Source organism: Paenibacillus sp. PvR133, assembly GCF_017833155.1.
Taxonomy (GTDB): Bacteria; Bacillota; Bacilli; order Paenibacillales; family Paenibacillaceae; genus Paenibacillus; species Paenibacillus polymyxa_B.
Window position 1 is genome coordinate 1,068,987 of sequence record NZ_JAFIBS010000001.1, and the last position, 20,131, is coordinate 1,089,117.

General features: G+C 46.6%; 12 protein-coding genes. 5 read left to right on the top strand and 7 right to left on the bottom strand.

Annotated features, from left to right (window positions below):
- Window positions 1–243 precede the first annotated feature (243 nt).
- Complete coding sequence (gene lepB, locus JOE49_RS04720) at window positions 244–864, bottom strand: signal peptidase I (RefSeq protein WP_023990950.1); 621 nt, start codon at window positions 862–864, stop codon at window positions 244–246.
- A 331-nt stretch (window positions 865–1,195) separates the two neighbouring features.
- Here lepB and JOE49_RS04725 point away from each other — a divergent pair, with 331 nt between their 5' ends.
- The 3 genes from JOE49_RS04725 (at window position 1,196) to JOE49_RS04735 (ending at window position 5,371) form a co-directional block, all read left to right on the top strand.
- Window positions 1,196–2,548 (top strand): right-handed parallel beta-helix repeat-containing protein, encoded by a 1,353-nt coding sequence (locus JOE49_RS04725; protein ID WP_023990951.1) that lies wholly within the window; start codon window positions 1,196–1,198, stop codon window positions 2,546–2,548.
- A 113-nt stretch (window positions 2,549–2,661) separates the two neighbouring features.
- The gene (locus JOE49_RS04730; RefSeq protein WP_025719365.1) at window positions 2,662–4,194 is read left to right on the top strand and encodes an MFS transporter; all 1,533 of its coding nucleotides are present in this window, start codon (window positions 2,662–2,664) and stop codon (window positions 4,192–4,194) included.
- Window positions 4,195–4,243: 49 nt separating this feature from the next.
- Entirely contained in the window at window positions 4,244–5,371 is a 1,128-nt protein-coding gene (locus tag JOE49_RS04735; protein WP_023990952.1) for a glycoside hydrolase family 88/105 protein, read from the top strand.
- Window positions 5,372–5,448: 77 nt separating this feature from the next.
- On the opposite strand, the gene JOE49_RS04740 is transcribed toward JOE49_RS04735, so the two are convergent.
- The 4 genes from JOE49_RS04740 to JOE49_RS04755 all read right to left on the bottom strand — a co-directional run bounded on the left by JOE49_RS04740 (window position 5,449) and on the right by JOE49_RS04755 (window position 12,900).
- Window positions 5,449–6,405 carry a polysaccharide deacetylase family protein gene (locus JOE49_RS04740; protein ID WP_160788290.1) on the bottom strand — a complete coding sequence of 319 codons (957 nt, stop codon included), beginning with the start codon at window positions 6,403–6,405 and terminating at the stop codon, window positions 5,449–5,451.
- 195 nt (window positions 6,406–6,600) lie between these two features.
- Window positions 6,601–8,559: an acyltransferase family protein gene (locus tag JOE49_RS04745; RefSeq protein WP_245248345.1), complete on the bottom strand. Its 1,959-nt coding sequence runs from the start codon at window positions 8,557–8,559 to the stop codon at window positions 6,601–6,603.
- A gap of 276 nt (window positions 8,560–8,835) precedes the next feature.
- The gene (locus JOE49_RS04750; protein WP_013312591.1) at window positions 8,836–10,185 is read right to left on the bottom strand and encodes a sodium-dependent transporter; all 1,350 of its coding nucleotides are present in this window, start codon (window positions 10,183–10,185) and stop codon (window positions 8,836–8,838) included.
- 162 nt (window positions 10,186–10,347) lie between these two features.
- Window positions 10,348–12,900: a DUF2339 domain-containing protein gene (locus JOE49_RS04755; protein ID WP_209940653.1), complete on the bottom strand. Its 2,553-nt coding sequence runs from the start codon at window positions 12,898–12,900 to the stop codon at window positions 10,348–10,350.
- A gap of 523 nt (window positions 12,901–13,423) precedes the next feature.
- On the opposite strand from JOE49_RS04755, the gene serS reads away from it, so the two are divergent.
- Window positions 13,424–14,713, top strand: a complete 1,290-nt coding sequence (serS, locus tag JOE49_RS04760; protein ID WP_209940654.1) for a serine--tRNA ligase — start codon at window positions 13,424–13,426, stop codon at window positions 14,711–14,713.
- Between the two features lie 103 nt (window positions 14,714–14,816).
- Here serS and hmpA read toward each other — a convergent pair whose 3' ends face one another.
- The gene (gene hmpA, locus JOE49_RS04765) at window positions 14,817–16,046 is read right to left on the bottom strand and encodes an NO-inducible flavohemoprotein (protein WP_023990957.1); all 1,230 of its coding nucleotides are present in this window, start codon (window positions 16,044–16,046) and stop codon (window positions 14,817–14,819) included.
- Window positions 16,047–16,448: 402 nt separating this feature from the next.
- Here hmpA and JOE49_RS04770 point away from each other — a divergent pair, with 402 nt between their 5' ends.
- The gene (locus tag JOE49_RS04770) at window positions 16,449–17,990 is read left to right on the top strand and encodes a family 43 glycosylhydrolase (RefSeq protein ID WP_209940655.1); all 1,542 of its coding nucleotides are present in this window, start codon (window positions 16,449–16,451) and stop codon (window positions 17,988–17,990) included.
- A 172-nt stretch (window positions 17,991–18,162) separates the two neighbouring features.
- On the opposite strand, the gene JOE49_RS04775 is transcribed toward JOE49_RS04770, so the two are convergent.
- Window positions 18,163–20,112 (bottom strand): oxidoreductase, encoded by a 1,950-nt coding sequence (locus tag JOE49_RS04775; protein WP_209940656.1) that lies wholly within the window; start codon window positions 20,110–20,112, stop codon window positions 18,163–18,165.
- Window positions 20,113–20,131 lie beyond the last annotated feature (19 nt).

Below are 20,131 nucleotides of genomic sequence, written 5' to 3' on the forward strand. Positions count from 1 at the left end.
ATGCGAAGCCAGATGCAAAAAAAAGAGGACTTGCGTGTTGTTCGCGCAAGTCCTCTTGGTTTCAACCTGTTCAGGCCTAAACAGGCTTGTCCATGGTACACATGCTAAGCCTTAAATTGGCCTAGCGCCTTTAGCATTTCGTCCATAGCAAGCTTCCTGACCCGTTTACGAAAAAAATATAATGAGATTATAAAGTAAAAAGCGCCTTAAGTGAGGAATCCCCCCCTCTTAGGCGCTCTTATATTATTTATGCTTAACCCATTGCGCGCTATCCACCGGCCAAAAAATCACATCCGCACGGCCAACGATATCTTTAATAGAAACAAAGCCAATAGCACGACTATCCCTACTATTATTGCGGTGGTCGCCCATCACAAAAATATAACCCTCAGGTACCTTGGAATCGGTTATGGTTCCATTTGGAAAATCAACATTGTTATATAGTTCTCCCTTGGCGTGCGCATTCTGAATAGCTCCCTGAATGTATGGCTCCTCTACTTTCTTACCGTTCACATAAAGATGATCGCCTTGATACTGAATCGTATCCCCAGCCACTCCGATAACACGCTTAATAAAGTCTTTTTGTTCCTTTTTCACATGGAATACAACAACCTCACTCGGCTTGGGATCACGAAAATCATAAATCATCTTGTTCACGACCACTCGTTCATCTGTCTTGAAATTCGGTTCCATGGACGCTCCCTCAACAATAAATGGCGCAAATAATAGCCAACGTATAATGAACACGAGCACAATGGCTACAATAATGGCCTTAAGCCAATCGATCATCTCATTTTTCACTCGTGGCTGCTTTTCCTGCAATTGTTCGACAGTTGAATCCGTCAAATGATTTCCACTCTCCATGCACTAAACCCACCCTTTCTCACAGTTTTCATTCCTATTATATGTATAATGTTTAAGTATAATCAAATTTTCCCAGTCTGGCAAAATTGCATTTTTAGTTGAAACAAAAGTGTGAACTTTTTTTCACAATATCAAAAAAACAGTAAAAAACTGTTGATGCAAACGTTAACATATATTACACTGTGCATATACTTCTTAGAGCGTTTTGGACTAATGGTAGATCAATCTGTCCCCCCAGGAGGTGTCCTGTTTTTAGTGGAAAGACAGCATGAGTCACTTTTATAGATGCTATCTTCTTTTAAAATATGAGCTCAAATAAGGAGGAAATTACATGTTTAAACGAAATGATCGTCCAAAAAACGGATTTAACGCTCTAAGGCTCGGTGTTTCTTTTGTTTTCGCTTCTTCTTGTCTTATTGGAACCGCTTACGCAGATACGTCATCCAACGACATCCCTTCTTCTGCACTCACAGAAGAGGCAGTTAGTACAACCGACGCAACAGCTGTCTCCACAACGTTAGCGGCAGGAGATTTGTATGTGTCGCCAAATGGTAACGTGTCCAATCCGGGTACAATATCCAGTCCTACCACGCTCGAAGCAGCACTTACACAAATTGCTCCTGGTAAAACTATTTATCTGCGCGGTGGTAACTACACTTACTCCTCAACGATTACAATTCAGCGTGAAAACAGCGGCAATAACGGCTCACTCAAAGGGTTGGTCGCTTACGGTAGTGAAAAGCCGGTACTTGATTTCTCTGCTCAAGCCTTTGGTTCAGCCAATCGTGGACTTCAGCTTAACGGAGACTTTTGGCTAGTAAAGGGCCTTGAAGTAAAGGGTGCCGGAGATAATGGTATCTATATCGGCGGCAGCAATAACCGAATCGAAAACGTGGAAACCCACCACAACCGGGATACTGGACTCCAGCTTGGACGTTACTCGCCTAACGCTTCCACTAGTGAGTGGCCTTCGAACAATTTGATTTTGAATTCTTACTCTCACGATAACGCTGATCCCGATAATGGTGAGGATGCCGATGGCTTCGCGGCTAAATTAACTGTAGGATCAGGCAATGTGTTTGATAACTGCTTGGCTGCGTACAACGTAGACGATGGCTGGGATTTGTATAGCAAAACCGAAACGGGTCCCATCGGCGAAGTAACCATTTTGAACAGTGTGGCCCACCACAACGGGCAGACCTCAGATGGAACGTCTACCGCGAACAGCGACGGCAACGGATTTAAGCTGGGTGGAGACAAAATCAAAGTCAACCATATTGTGAAAAACAGCATTGCTTTCCAGAACAAAAAACACGGCTTCACCTACAATAGCAACCCCGGCAGCATTACGTTGACCAATAATACTTCGTGGGACAATGGACAAAGTAATTTTGCTTTTGACAAGGGTGATCACGTGTTCATAAACAATCTTTCCTTTGAGGGAAGCGCTAGTGACAAAACAAGCGGTACAGATCAGGACAACTCTAGCGTTTGGTGGAAAAACAAAAAATCGACAAATGCCAAAGGTCTGGTAGTCAGTGCAGACGACTTTGTTAGTCTCACGCCTTCTATCACTCGAAGTGCAGACGGTTCCATCCAGCTAGGTGATTTCCTTAAGCTGGCCAAAGGAAGCGATCTGATCGGCTCGGGAACACCGAGCGGCACTAATATAGGGGCACGCTAAACGCCCCTTCCAACTCAGGACGCCCTGGCCCATCTACCAACTTAGACAATTCTGCATAATATAGCGACCGGTGATTGTCCTCATAACCAGACAAAATATGAGGTGAACAGATCATGGAACGAAGAATCACACTGAAACATACACTCGCCTATGGAAGCGGTAACATGCTGGGAAGTGGCGCACTTGCTATTAGCGGTGCGTGGTTAATGTACTTTTATACAACCTTTTGCGGACTGTCTCCCGTTCAGGCCGCGGCCATTTTCTCTGTTGCCAGCATCATAGATGCGGTCAGCAATCCGGTCATGGGCTTTATCAGCGATAACTTTCACCGGACCCGCTTGGGCCGTAAATTCGGCAGACGTCGCTTTTTCATCATGATGGGTATCCCGCTGATGCTCGTGTATCCGATGCTTTGGGTAGATGGGTTGGGCTTCTGGTATTACCTGAGTACGTATGTGCTGTTTGAACTGGTGTATACCTCTGTCATGGTGCCGTATGAAGCACTAGCGTCGGAGATGACCCGGGACTTCGGCGCACGCTCCAGATTGACTGGATGGAAGGCCATGTTTGGCAAAATTGCCAATTTCGCTGCCGCTTTTATCCCTGGTCGCTTTATTGCCGAGTATGGCAAAGACTCTCCATTGCCTTTCTTTTATACCGGTCTCGTTTTTGCAGCTATTCTGCTGATTGCGATGGCATTCTTATACAAAAACTCCTGGGAACGTCCAAGTGAGGAACTGCAAAAGGAACTGGAAGGTGAAGCTCCGCTTTCCTTTATAGATTCGATGAAAAAGTTGTTTGTCGACATTTCCTCTACCTTCCGAGTCAAGACGTTCCGTCATCATCTCGGGATGTACCTGGGCGGCTTTTCAGCTGAGTGGCTGTTTACTTCTGCTTTTACGTACTTTATTGTCTTCTCCTTGTTCCAAAGCTCGGAGATGGTATCCAATTTGAACAGCTTTAACTCTGTCATTCAATTGATTTCTACCTATTTCTTCATCCAATTCTGCGTGCGTAAAGGGTTCCGTATGCCTTTCATCGCCGCACTCGTTGTCGTTTGCTTTAGCGTAGCTGGTTATGGCCTGCTCTATATAACGGGAGCCTCGAATACGATGGTATGGCTATATGTCATCACCCTGTTCATGGGGCTTGGTACTGGGGGCGTCTACTACATCCCTTGGAATCAATACACGTTCCTTGCCGATGTGGATGAAGCGTTGACCGGCCGTCGCCGGGAAGGTATTTATGCAGGTATGATGACTTTTGCCGGAAAAATGGTGCGGGCCGTTGTCGTCTTCATTCTTGGCTGGGTATTACAGCATTTTGGCTTTGTATCCGGGGCTGATAGTCAGCCAGTCGCTGCTCAGCACGCCATCTTTTATGTACTCGTGGTCGGTACCATCGTTCTCGCGATCATCGGTATGATTGCGTCTGTCGTGATGAAGCTGGATATTGACAGCCACAAGAAGCTAATCGCCGAAATTGACCGCCTCAAAAACGGTGGCTCCATGAAATCAGCCAAACCGGAAGCACGAAAGGTATTCGAGGAACTGACAGGTTTCCATTACGATCGGTGCTGGGGCAACAATAACGTGGGCTTCAAGAACAAACCTGTTGACCCTAAAACACACACTCCGTCTATGTAATAACAATAACAAATACAGATTAAACATTTACTAAAGAGGTGACTGTATCATGGCAAATCCAACATCACAACCAACCACCAGTCCTACAAAAACAGATTCTTGGGCAGTACGTATGAGCGATTCCGTTCTACAACGAAGTCCGGAATTTTATGAAAAATGGGAATATGACCACGGCGTCATTTACAGAGGTCTGGAATGGGTTGGCGAACTGACAGGCGATCCCAAGTATATGGAATATATAAAGAAACATATGGATCATTTTGTTGACGAAAATGGCGTTATTCAGCGCTATAAAGTAGATGAGTACAATATTGACCATGTGAATAACGGCAAGCTGCTCTTCTCTCTGTATCGTGCTACAGGAGATGAACGATATAAAAAGGCAGCCTACCAATTACGCAGTCAGCTGGAAAAACACCCGCGCACAAGCGAAGGCGCATTCTGGCATAAGCAAATTTATCCGTATCAAATTTGGCTCGACGGCTTGTACATGGGTGCCCCGTTCTACGCTGAATTTATCCGTGAATTCGGAGATCCGTCAGAGTTTGACGATGTGACCCTGCAATTCAAGCTCTGCTATGAACATACACGTGATCCTAAAACAGGCCTGCTCTACCATGCCTGGGATGAGAAAGGTGAGCAGCATTGGTGCAACCCGGAAACAGGCTGCTCCAAAAATTTCTGGGGACGCTCGATGGGTTGGTTCGTTATGGCACTCGTTGACGTGCTGGACTATATTCCAGAGGATCATGCAGACCGTCCCGTCCTGATTGATATGCTGACGGAAACACTGGAAGCCCTGCTGAAAGTGCGTGATAAAGAAAGTGGAGTCTTTTATCAAGTGCTCAACCTGGGCCATGTGAAAGGCAACTATCTGGAAGCCTCTGCTTCCTGCATGATTCTCTATGCTATTGCCAAGGGCGTTCGCAAAGGCTATCTGCCAGAGCAATATCGTCAAGAGGCAGAAATTATCCGTAAGGGAATTATCGATGAATTTATCACGATTACTGAAGAAGGACTCGTGAATCTGAACAAAACGGTGCAAGTAAGCGGTTTGGGTGGTAAAGATCGTCGGGATGGCACCTTCGCTTACTATATCAGCGAGCCGATTATAACCAACGATCCCAAAGGTATCGGGGCTTTCATTCAGGCGATGGGTGAAGCAGAACGCATCTAAACACGCGAAGTATAAACCTTAATTGCAAAAAGGACGGTGGCCATCAGCCCCGTCCTTTTCTTACATATAAACATATCCTACTTCATAACCTTAAACTCATATCCCTGTTTCTTTAGGAATTCTATAATTTGCGGCAACGCTTTTGCGGTTTCTTCTTTACCATAGGTGTCATGCATGAGTATGATGGCTTTTTCACGACCTTTGACTGACCTTATAAACTGGTTGATTAGTGCCGGTGCCTTCTTGGATTTCCCCTCTGCATCCTTCGTTAATACATTCCAATCTACCTGATGATAGTCCTTTTGATGTAAAACTTTATCCAAAGCAGCCATCCCCTGTGGATCTCTGCTATTCCATGTCATGTGGCCCCCCGGAAACCGGATCATTCTTGTGGTGAACTCTGGCCCCAGAATACTTTTTAACACCTTATTGTTCCTCTCAATATCCTGCATAACATGGTCCGTGCTTACCCTCTTGTTAGGATATAAATACTTATAATTATGAGAGTACGTGTGGTTTCCTATCGCATGACCTTCTTTAACAATTCTTTTGATAATGTTCCTGGTATGTTCATTTTCATCGGCTTCTTTTCCTACGATAAAAAAGGTTGCCTTGACCTTCTGTTTTTTCAGAATGTCTAATATTTTAGGTGTTACCGTCACGGATGGACCATCATCAAAGGATAAGTAGGCCACTTTTTTACCATCGGCTCCATCGGGCATCTGCCCTAGCATTTGCTGTTTTAAATATTTTTCGACAAAGGCACCATCTTCTACTTCGGGGTCGCTTTTTGGAGAGACCGCTTTACCTTTTGCCCCCGCATTTACTTTACCTTTTGATGAGTCCTTGGATACGGAATCTGTTTTTTTAGCAAGCTCCTGTGTTGGCGCATGCGTTTTGTTATCTGAGACCTTTATCGCAATGAAAGTAATACAGCCTGCCACAAATAATATAATAGCAAGTAAAATTAGTCTTTTTCTGTTCCTCTTCAAGCGGTGTTCTCTTGTCCTACTATGTGAATAGCCCTTTTCCATTAGCTTATGTACCTCCCACTAAAATAAGAAAAACCACCGGATCAGGGTTGATGTACACGCCTTAGAATGGCCATGGGAAAAACCCTTAGGTTTAGCCGATGAAAATTTAGGGATGCACTTCAACCAGAGGACAACCTACTCCCGGTGGCTTTCTTGTCTTGCATTTGCATAATTTATGAGTATCATTGCAGTTTATTACGATTGCTTCGTTAAGGCCTGAGCCAACAAGGACGCATAAGCTTTAGCACCACTAGGTTTTAAATGTACTCCGTCATGCTCGAAATATGAATTTTTACCAGAGCTAGCTGCATACCAGTCAATCATTGTAATTCGCGGGTCCTGGGACGCTGCTTCGGCAAGATGCTTGTTCACAATACTCTCCCACGGCCGAGGCACACGGGTATTCACGAGTATAATATGCTTCGTATCCTTCAGACTGGCCAGCAAATTCGCTAACTGATCCTTGGTGAAAGCGCCGTTCGTGCCCAGCTCAATAATAACTGTCTTACCCAGCTGTCCGTTCTGTCTTAGCTGCTCCAGTACGGCAGGCGCCTCCGCCATCTGACGGCCGATCCGTCCATCTACAACAGCTCCCGGGAAGGAATCCTGAATGTACGACTGTACATCCAACATGACAGAGTCTCCAATGGCGGTCACACTCGACCCATCACCTGTAATAGGCGTAGCTTGTTTGGGTTTGTCCGAAGGTTCCGACGGTTTCGTAACATCGTCCGTAGTACCAGCCTGGACCGCCGTGTTTTTAGGCGTCTGGCCTTGAGACGGGACTGGGATCTGCACCTTGCTGCCCTCGGACCCTTGCAGCTTGATGGCTTTGGGCTCCTTGGAAGCCACGGATACCGCTCCGTGAAGCGGCGGCATCGCTTTTGCCTTTGCGACTGGCTTCTCATCACTTGATGCCGCCTGAATCGTTGCATCAGGAGACGCCACGTACAGGTGGACGGTACCCACGAGAATACCTGCAAAAAGCACAGCCGCTGTAGTTGTAGGCATCCATCTCCACCGCGCCTGTCTACGAACCGCTGAACGGATTTCTGTGATCCAGTGGCGGAATCCTCCATGGCGAATCGGCTCCTCGATATATTTAAATGAGAGAGACGCCAGCAATACGGTAGCTAGCAATTGTAAAATGATACGCATCACATGCACGCCATCGGTATCTACTTGAGGCGTCGTTAGCGTAATAACCGGAACATGCCACAGATACAGTCCATAGGAACGGGCTCCAATCCAGCGTAGCGGCTTGATTCCAAGGAGACGACCAAGGTGGCTTACCGGATGTGCCAACGCTGCGACCACAATAGCAGTGACCAAAGCTATGCCCAGCAGGCCGCCCCGGTACAGAGATGGGTCGTATTCATTCGAGGCCCACGCCCAGTGACAAAGCAGCAGCAAGCTTATTGCACCGATGCTATCCAAAAGCATACGCGCCTTAGGAGAAGCTTGCTCTTTCAGTTTGCCGCTTGGCCATACCAAGGCCAGCGCCGCACCGATCAGCAGAGCAAATCCGCGCGTATCCGTGCCATAATACACCCGGCTCGGGTCGCTTCCTGGTACGTAAATCACGGCCATCAGGAGTGCAGATATTAACGCCAGACAAGTCACCCAGCCTGCGAGCACAATACGCTTGGGCATGAATTTTAGCCCAAGCGCCAGCAGTAAAGGCCATAAGATATAAAACTGCTCCTCCACCGCCAGCGACCACAGATGCCCGAGCGGAGAAGGTGGGCCGAAACTTTCAAAATACGAAACCTGATGGAAGATAAACCACCAATTGCTCATATACACCAATGCGGCAGGTACATCTCCGCGCAAGGCCGTTAGCCGTGACGGATCGAAAAGCAACGAGCACAGGACAATGACAGCCACAACCGTCAACATGGCAGGCAGCAACCTTCTGGCACGACGCAACCAGAAATCTTTCATTTTAAAACTATGATATGTATCCCACTGACTCACCAAAATATCTGTAATCAGATACCCCGACAAAGTAAAAAACACGCCTACACCCAACAAACCACCCGGCAACCAATCCGGATTCAGATGATACACAATGACTGCGATGACCGCCAGCGCTCTTAATCCATCCAAACCTGGCATATAACGACGTTGTGACGGCAATTGTTTAGACTTCATTTCAGCCGCCGTCCTTCTTGCAAATTCAAGCTCCCTGTCTGTTTCAATGCTCTTCTGCCCTTTCCCTCTCCTGCACATCGTCTGTGCGATGCCCTGTAGCCTTTTCATTCATTATATAAAACTTCATAATCGTAATGATTTCAATGAAGTTAAAATTAATGACAATGTTTTTATTATATCATTCCTTTCCACAGTTAGGTAACCACTGATAGATATACAAAAAAAGGCATCTCTTCCCTTAGGAAGAAAATGCCTTTTTATTAGTATTCTATGCTCTTAAAATTTGATGATACCTGAGGTATGAAGGAAGACCAACAACATCAGGATCGGTGCAACATACCGGAGACCGAATAACCACACGTTGAACCAGAAGGGTTTGATGTTCGCATGCTCAGCCGCAGTCTTCCAGTAATAACCTGTGAATATAACAATCAACAAACCGCCTAACGGTAAGAAGATGTTGGAAGCGGTGAAGTCTACGAAATCAAAGAATGATTTATCCCCCACTTTTAATTCCGGCACCAGGCCCATGGACAATGCAGAAGGGACGCCCAGCATCAAGCACAGGACCGATACGACGATAACAGAGCGAACCCGGCTCCAACGCATACGCTCCATGACATAGGCTACTGGAACTTCCAGCAAGGATACCATAGAACCTAATGCAGCAACCGCCAGCAGTACAAAGAACAAACCGCCGAAGAATGCACCAAAAGGCATTGCCGAGAAAGCAGCCGGTAAAGCAATGAAAACCAGCGATGGTCCTTGAGCTGGGTTAATTCCGAAGGAGAAGGTTGTAGGGAAAATAATCATACCTGCGATAAACGCATAGATTAAATCTCCGCCACCAACTGCCAGCATGGCTCCACCCAGCGATTGACGGCGATCCACGTACGCACCGTACGTGATCATAATTCCCATCCCCAGTGAGAGTGAGAAGAAGGCATGTCCCAAAGCAACCAATGCAGACTCTATACTTAGCTTAGAGAAGTCGGGATTCAGAAAGAAGGATACGCCCGCACCAGAGCCTGGCAGCATAAGAGCGTTAATCATCAACACGAGCAACAGGATGACCTTGGCAGGAATCAAAATTTTATTGAACTTTTCAATCCCGTTTGATACCCCAAGAGTAACCACGACTGCTGTAAATGCAAAAACAACTAACAGCCAAACCAACGGCGCATACCCGGAGGAAAAAGAAGCGAACTGTCCAGCAAAATCATTATTTGAAAACAGATTTCCGCTAAATGCCTCTACGGCATAATGCAGTGTCCAGCCTCCTACAATGGCATAGAACGATAAGATAACAAAAGGCACGATAACAAACATAATGCTCATCTTGCCCCAAATCGGGTGACCGCCTACTTTTACCATTGCAGAAGCAGCACTTCCTCGACCTGCACGACCAAGCGCAAGCTCTGCTAAAAGTACAGGCAAACCAACAAGCAACAGGCAGACAATAAACAATAAGAAAAATGCAGCTCCGCCATATTGTCCTGTAATATACGGAAATTTCCATATGTTACCTAGTCCTGCCGCACTCCCGATCGCCGCCAATATGAATCCAGCAGACGAGAAGCGTTCATTTTTATCAGACAGGCTATTCTGCCCCTTGCTCAAATTCATTATATCCCCCTCATTCTCTCTACTTACGCATAAACATGAGCATGCGTACATAAATAATTTTTACTCATTATAGCGTAAGTAGGATGTAAGGTCATGCATAATTTTTCACTATTACCGGATTTATTTTCATAATGTTCCGTATCTACAAAATACAACAGAAAACTACATATTTTCTTCAACATTCTTCTTTATTATGGTCTCTCCCATGCGATTAGATACTTTTTGATAAATATACGAAATCGCCAACAGTACAACACCAAAAGAGAAGTAGGCTACAATCGTGCTCCCCGTCGTTAACAGGTGCAGATCATACAACAGCAGCTTACTTGTCGACAGCAAGGTCAAGCCCAATCCAAATCTGCGAATGTAGACCACTCGCTTGAGGAAGCCGTATACAATATACAAAATGGCCAGCAGTAAATACACCAGACTGAACACAAGACCAGCATCCCCCAGGCGGAACTGAACTCCGAGAAAGGCGGTTATGATACCCAGCAAATATACACCCATAATGACCGGATACAACTCATTGCTTCTATAATGTCGGGTCATCAGTGCGTTCAGAAAATCCCTGCTGCTGAAGAATACCAGCACATTAAAGGCTGCGAGTACCACTAACGCCACATAATCAGCAGCCGTATTTTGTGCATAATTTTCATGCAAGGTTGGAACCGTTACGGTGATCACCAGTGCCAGCGCGTAGCCTATGACGTACAACGCCAAGCTGTAGTATTTAATCACCCGATCATACAGCAACCTCACCTTAGGCAGGAAATAAGCCAACACCAGCGATACGCAGGTGTACAACAACACTTTGTACAAGGTGTAATGGACAAACCCGTCGGATACAACGATGTTATACCAATGCCCTGCTTCATACAAAAGGTAGAAATACACGTTCACCAAAGCTACATATTTAAATCCTTGCATGATATGCATTTCGTACAAACGATTGTTTTTGAAAGCATTCGGACGGCTAAATTGAATCGCATAGAAGACGGTAACGATCAACATTCCCAGTGTAATGAGCGTATATTTGAGTCCAAAATAGTCTGTCTCAAATCCTGACAACAGATATATAGGGAAATCGACGAAAAAGAATGCGCCCAGACACAGTAATAAAATGCCCCAGCCAGCTCGTTCCAATTCCTTCAACCGGTAACGGTGCCCATATAATGTAAGAAGAACCGCTTCGATCAACCAGCCCATGGATAACCATCTAACTCCAAACTGGAACGGCACCATAAGGATGGCAAAGGTCAACGAAGTCGCATAAAATAATATTTTGGTTTGTTTCTCCTCTGGAATATATCGACGGACCCATTGTCCCAGACCCCCGTACACCAAGCAAAAGACGAGAGCCAGCAAGCCTTTATAATCATCCAGGCCTGCATCGCCGAACAGAGAATACAGAACGGAACAGCTCACGACTGTATTCAGAGCCAAAAGGGAGAAATCCAGCCATGACAGTTTTGTTTTTAAACGGAACGGCACCCACAGCGTCATCCCGAGGTACATCGCAAATGTAATGACTGCATACAGCATGCTCGCTACGGCACTTTCCGATAACCACGCCAGCACAATCATCAAGGGCGTATTAAGTAAAAAGCTGATATATTGCACGACGACCCACCGTTTGCGGAAGGATACAAGCAGAATCAGCAAGTTTAACAGGAACAAATAGCCCATGGCGATATACACGGCGTTCCCTTCCAGTCCGTTCGCTGCCATATAGGAAAAGAGCGGGAGATATCCCCCTACTAAACCAAAAGAGCATATCGTTCGGGATTCATACCTTAATGACAGTAGCACAGCGGTCACCGTAACGAGTACGGATAAGCCTATGCCTGTATACATTCCTATGATTTCTAGCAAAAAGTAGCTGTAAAAAATCGATCCGTACAGTACAGAAATACCGCCGCCCAAAATACCGAGCGCAAAGGTCTGCTTCTGCTTGCGGTACAGCCATTCGCCGCCTCCCAGCATCAGCGCTCCTAGCAGAAAGAAGGCCACGCCCTTCATATTTCCTGTAAACCAGTTCGAGTATGAGTATTTAAAAGCGGCTCCCACACCCAATATAATGAGCAAAATCCCCAGCTTGTTGATCCAGTTCAAGCCTAGCTTCATTTCAAACTGATTTTGCTTCATGCGCTTCTGCATCGTTTCTTCGCTGATTTCTTCTTCTCCGAGCTGCTGGAGCTCGCTCGCCGTCTGATGAAGCAATTTGCGCTCGGCCTCCTGAAACCGCCCGCGTTGCTCCATGATTCGGTCACGAATCTCCTCTGAGAACAGTCGTAATCTGGCGACGATCTCGTCCTGATCTTCTTTAAGCTCATGCGTAGTTTGCTGAATAAGCTGGTCCACCCGGTTTTTAGCCCCATATTCAAAGGCTGTCAGCCGATTTTCCCCTTCTGTAGTTCTGGAGGCAAAATAGGTCTCCAGCTTTTCACGCGAAATGCGGATCATATTCGCTTTTTCACTCAGCATTTGCTCCGTCAGCGCAGTGCGCAGCTTTCCATTTTCCTGCTCAATATGTCGTACTCGCTCTTCCAAGTGAATGCAGCGAGCCTGATAATCCTCGAACTTTTTTCGCAGAACCTCATTCTCCAAAATGATATCTGAGGCTTCATAGTCCGCGATTAATGTTTGATACTCCTTGAGCAGCTTGTTCTGTTCTTGGCGGATCGTATGTAAACGATCTTTAAAATCCTCCATGTTCTCCTCCATTGCTGTCCATTTTGGTAATCATTACATTTTACATGAAATTAAAAAGTCATTATAGAGACTATAGCCCATTTTGGGCGTTAAATTGGGGCTTTTACTTAAATATTCTTCCAGTTCCATCATCACAGAAAAAGTAGGACAGATATACATAAGAAATAAAGCCTACCTTTCCCCTTCGCAAACATGAAACCCGCATGGATGTGTTGCAGAGTCATGCCCTTGATTAACCTGCCGAAAATCCGTATACTTACAAAAAAGCAAACGATATTATGCCTATGAAGAGCATCCAACTCGGAGGCGTTTACGCCAAGGACCATACGTTAGCGTAGGATATGGCGATATGTACCTAAGTAAACCGGACCCGCCCGTTACAGCGGAGCAAAGTGGATTGGAGAGTTATGACATCTGTCATGCTGTCTGGTCAATTTGGGTGGCACCGCGAGACCAAAGCGCTCCTCGTCCCATGTGGATGAGGGCGCTTTTTGTATTTTTATCCGAAAAGGAGTGCGGTGTCATGTTGGATATCAAATGGATCAGAGAGCATCAAGAACAGGTTCAGACAGCAGCAGACGGCAAAGGAATACAGGTATCGGTCGCAGAGCTGTTGACCCTGGATGATCGGAGAAAACAGCTACTTCAGGAAGTGGAACAGCTTCGGCAGAAGCGTAATCAATGTAGTCAGGATATTGGCGCGCTAATCCATGCCGGCCAGAGTGAACAGGCAGAAGTGGCAAAGCGGCAGGTCAAAGAAATTAACGGACGACTAGATCTTCTGGAAGCCCCGCAACAGGAAGTAGAGGAACAGTTTCAACAACTCTTGCTTCTGATGCCTAATATCGTATCGCCAGATACGCCACGGGGGAGATCGGATGAGGATAATGTAGAACTGGAGCAGGTCGGGCCGGTTCCGAACTTCGGATTTGAACCAAAGGATCATATGACGCTCGGTGAGCTTCATAAGCTAATCGACGTCCCTCGGGGTGTCAAAACAGCCGGTACCCGTAACTACTATCTGACGGGAGCAGGGGTTGCATTGCATCGAGCTGTGCAGCAACTTGCGGTGGATCTGCTGACTGAACGCGGATTCCAGTTGCTGGATGTTCCGCTGATGGTACGTGCAGAGGCCATGCACAGCACTGGTTTTTTCCCGCTCGGACTGGATCAGACGTACCGCATCACAGGTGAGGATCAGTGGCTTGTAGGCACTTCGGAAGTGCCTCTGGTCTCGTATTACAGCGGTGAGATCGTGGATGTTACGGACCCGATTCGGCTGGCAGCCGTGTCCGTATGCTTCCGCAATGAGGTCGGCTCGGCCGGAAGGGATGTGCACGGACTGTATCGTGTGCACCAGTTTGCCAAGGTTGAGCAGGTCGTCATCTGCGAAGCCAGCCTGGACGCTTCGGAACAGATGTTTCAGGAGATTACGCGCAATGCGGAAGACCTGCTTCAACTGCTGGAGCTGCCCTACCGTAAGATGGCTGTCTGTACAGGCGACATGGCGCAAAAAACCTACAGGCAGGTGGACATTGAGACATGGATGCCCAGCCGCCAGGCTTACGGCGAGACACATTCGTCGTCCCAGCTGCTTGATTTCCAGGCGCGCCGTTCCAACATCCGGTACCGCAATGCGGACGGCAAGCTGAAATATTGTTACACGCTCAATAACACAGCGGTCGCTTCGCCCCGGATTCTGATCCCGTTGCTGGAGCATCACCAGCAAGAGGACGGTTCGATCCGTATTCCGGAGGCTTTACGCCCATATATGCCGCAAGGTATGGAATTTTTGCGTACTCCCTTGTTATGAAAACAGGAGCGCACTTTGAAAAGTAGTACCCAATGAGAGGATTTTCGATCGTAATCATCGCAAAAAAGACGAAGGATAAATATCCTTCGTCTTTTTTGATGTGTCATTGTGCTTCTGCTTCCCATGCGCTAGCAGGACCAAAGAATTCATAGTGGATATCCGAAGCAGGGATATTCCACTCCTTCAACAGGCCGTATACCGATTGCATGAATCCCTCAGGGCCGCAAAAGTAATATTGTGCGTTACGTTCCGGTATCACGGATTGTAACCAGGCCAGATCCAAACGGCCTTCCTTGTGAAAAGCCTGTGCCAGCCGATCCTGCTCCGTTGGTCTGCTGTAACACCAGCGAACTGCAGCCTGTGCATGTGTGGCGACCAGCTTTTCTACCTCATTACGCAGAGCATGGTTATCCCCGTTGACTGCTGCGTGGACAAAGGTGATAGGCCGATGCGGAGCAGATTTCACCAAGGAAGCCAGCATACTGACCATCGGGGTTAGCCCGACCCCGCCACTGATCAGCACGACAGGTCTGCGATCTGCCCGATCCAGCGTAAAATCACCCGCCGGTGCAGATACCTGAAGCACATCGCCCTCTTGCACCTGCTCATGCAGATACACGGATACTTTACCTGCCGGACGGGACTCTACAGCATCCTCTCGCTTTACAGATATCCGGTAGTGGGAGTGGCCCGGGGCATCCGAAAGACTGTATTGACGAATGTGGGTATTATGTTCACCCGGAATTTCCATTTTTAAGCTTATATATTGCCCAGGTTCGAATTCAGGCAACACCTGTCCATCCTGCGGCACCAGATAAAAGGACGTAATCTGGTCGCTTTCTTTAACCTTTTTCTGCACAACAAAGCTCTTAAAATCTGACCAGCCTCCCTGCTGCTGTCCAGCCTCCTTGTACATTTCAGCTTCCATGTCTATAAATACATTAGCGATCACACCATAGGCCTCGGCCCATGCGGCAATGATCTCGTCTGTAGCCGCATCTCCCAGTACGTCCTTGATCGCAGCGAGCAGATATTTTCCGACGATAGGGTAATGCTCGGGCTTAATTCCCAAACTGCGATGCTTATGTGCAATCTGACGTACCACCGGAAGAATTTCCTCCAGACGGTCAATGTGCTGTGCAGCCGCGTATACAGCATTGGCCAGCGCTCCCTGTTGACGTCCTTGTTTCTGATTCGCGTGATTGAATATATTGAGAAGCTCGGGATGGGCCTCAAACATCATCTGGTAAAAACGCTTGGTGATTGTAGTTCCGTGTACCTCCAAAACAGGTACAGTCGATTTGATCGTTGCAATGGTTTGCTCACTTAGCATCTTTGTATCCCTCTTCTCTCCAAAATAAGATAACAAAGGGTATTTCAATATATGTTCCATTTGTAACCCTCAATTTAAAGCAAGTATACCCACATAAAGTAACCGTTTATGTGATTCCAGTCACTTTAAATTTAAAATAATGTGAACGTGTCAATGACAAAACGCACAATTACAAACGCTTCCCACATAACTGACGAGCTTTCCCCAAAGTTTCAAATATCTATATACCTATTTTGTATGCAGTGATCAGATTTGTCCTTTCTCGTAACAACAGTTTCACCATGCTAAAGACTTCAATTTATTCCACTTGTAAACGCTTCCAATTAGGGTAAAATCGAAAATGAGGTGCCGGACAAGCCATTCCGACCCATCCTATCCGTGTTAAAGGAGGCAGATGATATCGTGAAGTGGATCAACAGCAGCAAATGGTTAGCCGCATGGATTTGTATCCTATTCGCAGTGACCAGTGCGGGTCTTCAACCCGACACAGCACATGCCAATACAAGAGGCGTTACGCAAGCAACCTACGGGACCGAGGTAAACCAAGCGCTGAATGGCTTGGACATCGCCAATGCTGAACTATCCCTGAGCGCAACAGCAAGCACAGCCATTACGAACGGAACGGATTGGAAAGACACCGCAGGTAACCCGATTCAGGCGAACAGCGGTAATATTCTAAAAGTAGGTTCTACTTATTATTGGTACGGCGAGCACGCCGAAAACTGGAAATTTGAAAAAGTGAACGTATATACCTCAACCGATTTGAAAAATTGGTCCTTCCGCAGCAGTATTCTCACCAAAGATTCCGCCCCTGAGCTGAATTCGAGCAAAATCGAGCGTCCCAAAGTTATCTACAACAAAACCACCGGAAAATATGTACTATGGGCGCACTATGAAAATGGCACGGACTACTCACTAGGTCGTGTAGCCGTCGCTACCAGCGATACACCCGACGGAAATTTTGCCTACCAAGGCAGCTTCCGCCCACTGAATTACGAGTCTCGTGATATGACGGTGTTCACGGATACGGACGGTAGCGGCTACCTTATTACAGCTTCCCGTAAAAATGGCGGCGCCAATGATACGATGGCGATCTTCAAGCTGACAGCCGATTATACAGGTGTGCAGTCGTTCGTTGGCTGGATTTTTGAAAATGGCTATCGCGAAGCTCCTGCTGTTGTGAAAAAGAACAATATCTACTACCTGTTCACCTCGCAGGCATCTGGCTGGTATCCGAATCAGGGCGCTTACGCAACCGCCAGTTCCATGACTGGAAGCTGGTCTGCTCTGTCACCCTTCGGTGATCCAGCGGCTTACGGCTCGCAAATCCATTCCATCGCCACGATTACGGGTAGCGCAGGAACCAGCTACATCTATATGGGCGACCGCTGGAATCCGCTCAATCTGAGCGACCACAAATTCATCTGGTTGCCACTAACTCTGAATGACTCCAACAAAACAGCAACCCTGAACTGGTACAGTAGCTGGGATCTGGATGCTGCGACAGGCACAGTAATCCTGCCGTCCCTTGTGAATCACGCACAGGGCAAAACAGCGACTGCTAGCTCAGCCGCATCCAGTTCTCCAGCTTCACTGGCGAACGACGGCAACGCCCAAACCTCGTGGAAGGCTGCCTCCGCATCCTGGCCCGCTTGGTGGCAGGTCGATTTAGGCAGTACCAAGACCATCAGCGAAGTGGATATTTCATGGTTTATGTACAAAGGATCTGAAGCGTATTACAAATATAAAATTGAATACAGCATGGATGGAGTTAACTACTCCACGATTGATCGTACAGGTAATACCACGTATGGTTTTACCAGTGACAAAGTCAATTTTCAAGCTCGCTACGTGCGAATCAACCTTGTAAATGCAGTGCTATTCAATAACCCGAACAACTGGTATACCCCGACGGTGCATGAAGTAAGATTGCTTGGCAATTAACTTTCACACTTGGAATATTGCCTTAATCCTTAAAAAAATATCGCACAGCTCTTGCGCAATGTTGTACCCATTTGCAGGAGCTGTGCAATTTGTGTTGAACCGCTATGTTCGAGTACCTCTCTTAGACTCCTGAAGTATCACATGCCGGGCAGTGATAGTGAGTCGCAGATAATCAGATATCAAGCGCTGCATGATATCCTTGATATATTGCAGTCGTGATGGTAGATGCCTTAACGCAATCTCCGATTTGTGCGACATAAGGTGCACAATCAATTAACTCATCTACTACGTTTCTTCTTGGCCGTTGTCCAAGCGCACAAATGACTGAAGTACCTGGAACAAAATGTTCTTCACCATTTTGATCAGCGCAAACAACACCTTCTTGTGTAACACTCAGCCCTTTAAATCCTAAATGAACTTGAATGTTATTCTTTTCGATTTCTTTTAACATAATGGGACGATGTCTAATATTAGCATCCGGAGCCAGCTCTGCTCTCATCTCTACCAGATGAACAGTCTTACCTTCCTGAGCAAGGTGAATGGCTGCTTCACAGCCTGCCAGACCTCCTCCCAATACGACTACGCTATCGCTGACCCTGTCCTGCTCCAGGTAGTAGTTATTAACAATGACTACGTTATCACCATTCAATCCAGGAATTGGAGGAACAATTGCTGCGGAACCAGCTGCTATAATTAACGCATCAACATTTTCTTTCTCTGCATACTCTTTAGTAACAGGTGTATTCAAACGGATCTCAACGCCAGCGTCTTTAGCCAGCTTTCCGAGAGTAACACCTAATTCATACATCTCATATTTAAAAGGAATCGCCTGCTCTCCCCTCAAAATACCGCCTACCTCGTCAGCCTTCTCACATAGAATAACTTTATGTCCGCGTTTGGCTGCAGTAAGAGCTGCATAAAGCCCGCCTGGGCCTCCACCGGCTACTAAAACCTTGCGTGGATTAGGGGAAGGGTAAATTTCTGTTCCATCCATCTCGCGACCAATTAATGGGTTAACTGTACAGCGTCTTGTGGATGTTTCTGCACGTTCTGCCATACAGGTGAAGCATCTCAGACATTTAATAATGTCCTCGTCGCGGTTGCTCATCACCTTTCTTGGAAGCTCTGGATCAGCAAGCAGTGCGCGAGCCATTTCAACAACATCCGCCTGACCGCTAGCAATGATTTCTTCCATTTGAGCCGGGTCATTTAATCCGCCGACCGTTGCAACCGGAACACTTACATGCTTCTTAATCTCTGCTGCAAGATAAACGTTACTTCCATGAGGCAAGAACATCGAAGGATGTGTGATACCAAAGCCTGTCTGATAAGTTCCAGCAGATACATGGAGTAAATCGACTCTTGATTCGATTAATTTAGCAATTTCTATACCTTCTGTCAGGTCATAGCCGCCTTCAAATAACTCCGAACCACTCATTCTAAACTCGATTGGGAAGCCAGAACCCACCGCTTCACGGACACTGTCCAGAACCTCCTGTGCAAAACGCACCCTGTTTTCCAAAGTTCCGCCATACTTGTCTGTTCTGCGGTTGAAATAAGGAGAAAAAAACTGATTAATCAACCATCCATGTCCGCCATGAACCATAATCATTTCATAACCTGCTCTCTTGGCCAGTCCAGCACATCTACCATAAGCTGCTACGATATCATCAATTAGTTCTTGCGAAAGTTCCTTTACTTCTCTGCCATCCGGGCGTACTCCGGGGCTGGGTCCCCACTGAGCAAGTCCTTGTTTCTTATTTTTGTCAGTCAGATAAGTTCCTGCATACTGTCCAGAATGAGACAATTCCACACTGGCAATTGCCCCGTGACGGCGAATAGCGTCTGCAGTATAGGTAAAACTAGCAAGAGAATCTACTGTCCCCAGATCCAGATGGTACATATGGGAAGCTTCCGTCTCAGGATGAACCACGACTTCGCTGACCGTAACTGACGCAGCACCGCCTTTTGCTCTTAATTCATAAAAAGCTGTAGATTTCGGTCCAATAGTGCAGTCAGCTGTAATATCTGTACCTCCCATAGGAGAGCCAAACATTCTATTTCTGAAAGTCACATTTCCAATTGTAATTGGTTTACATAGATTGGGATATTTTCTTTGCATGATCTCATGCTCCTTATCT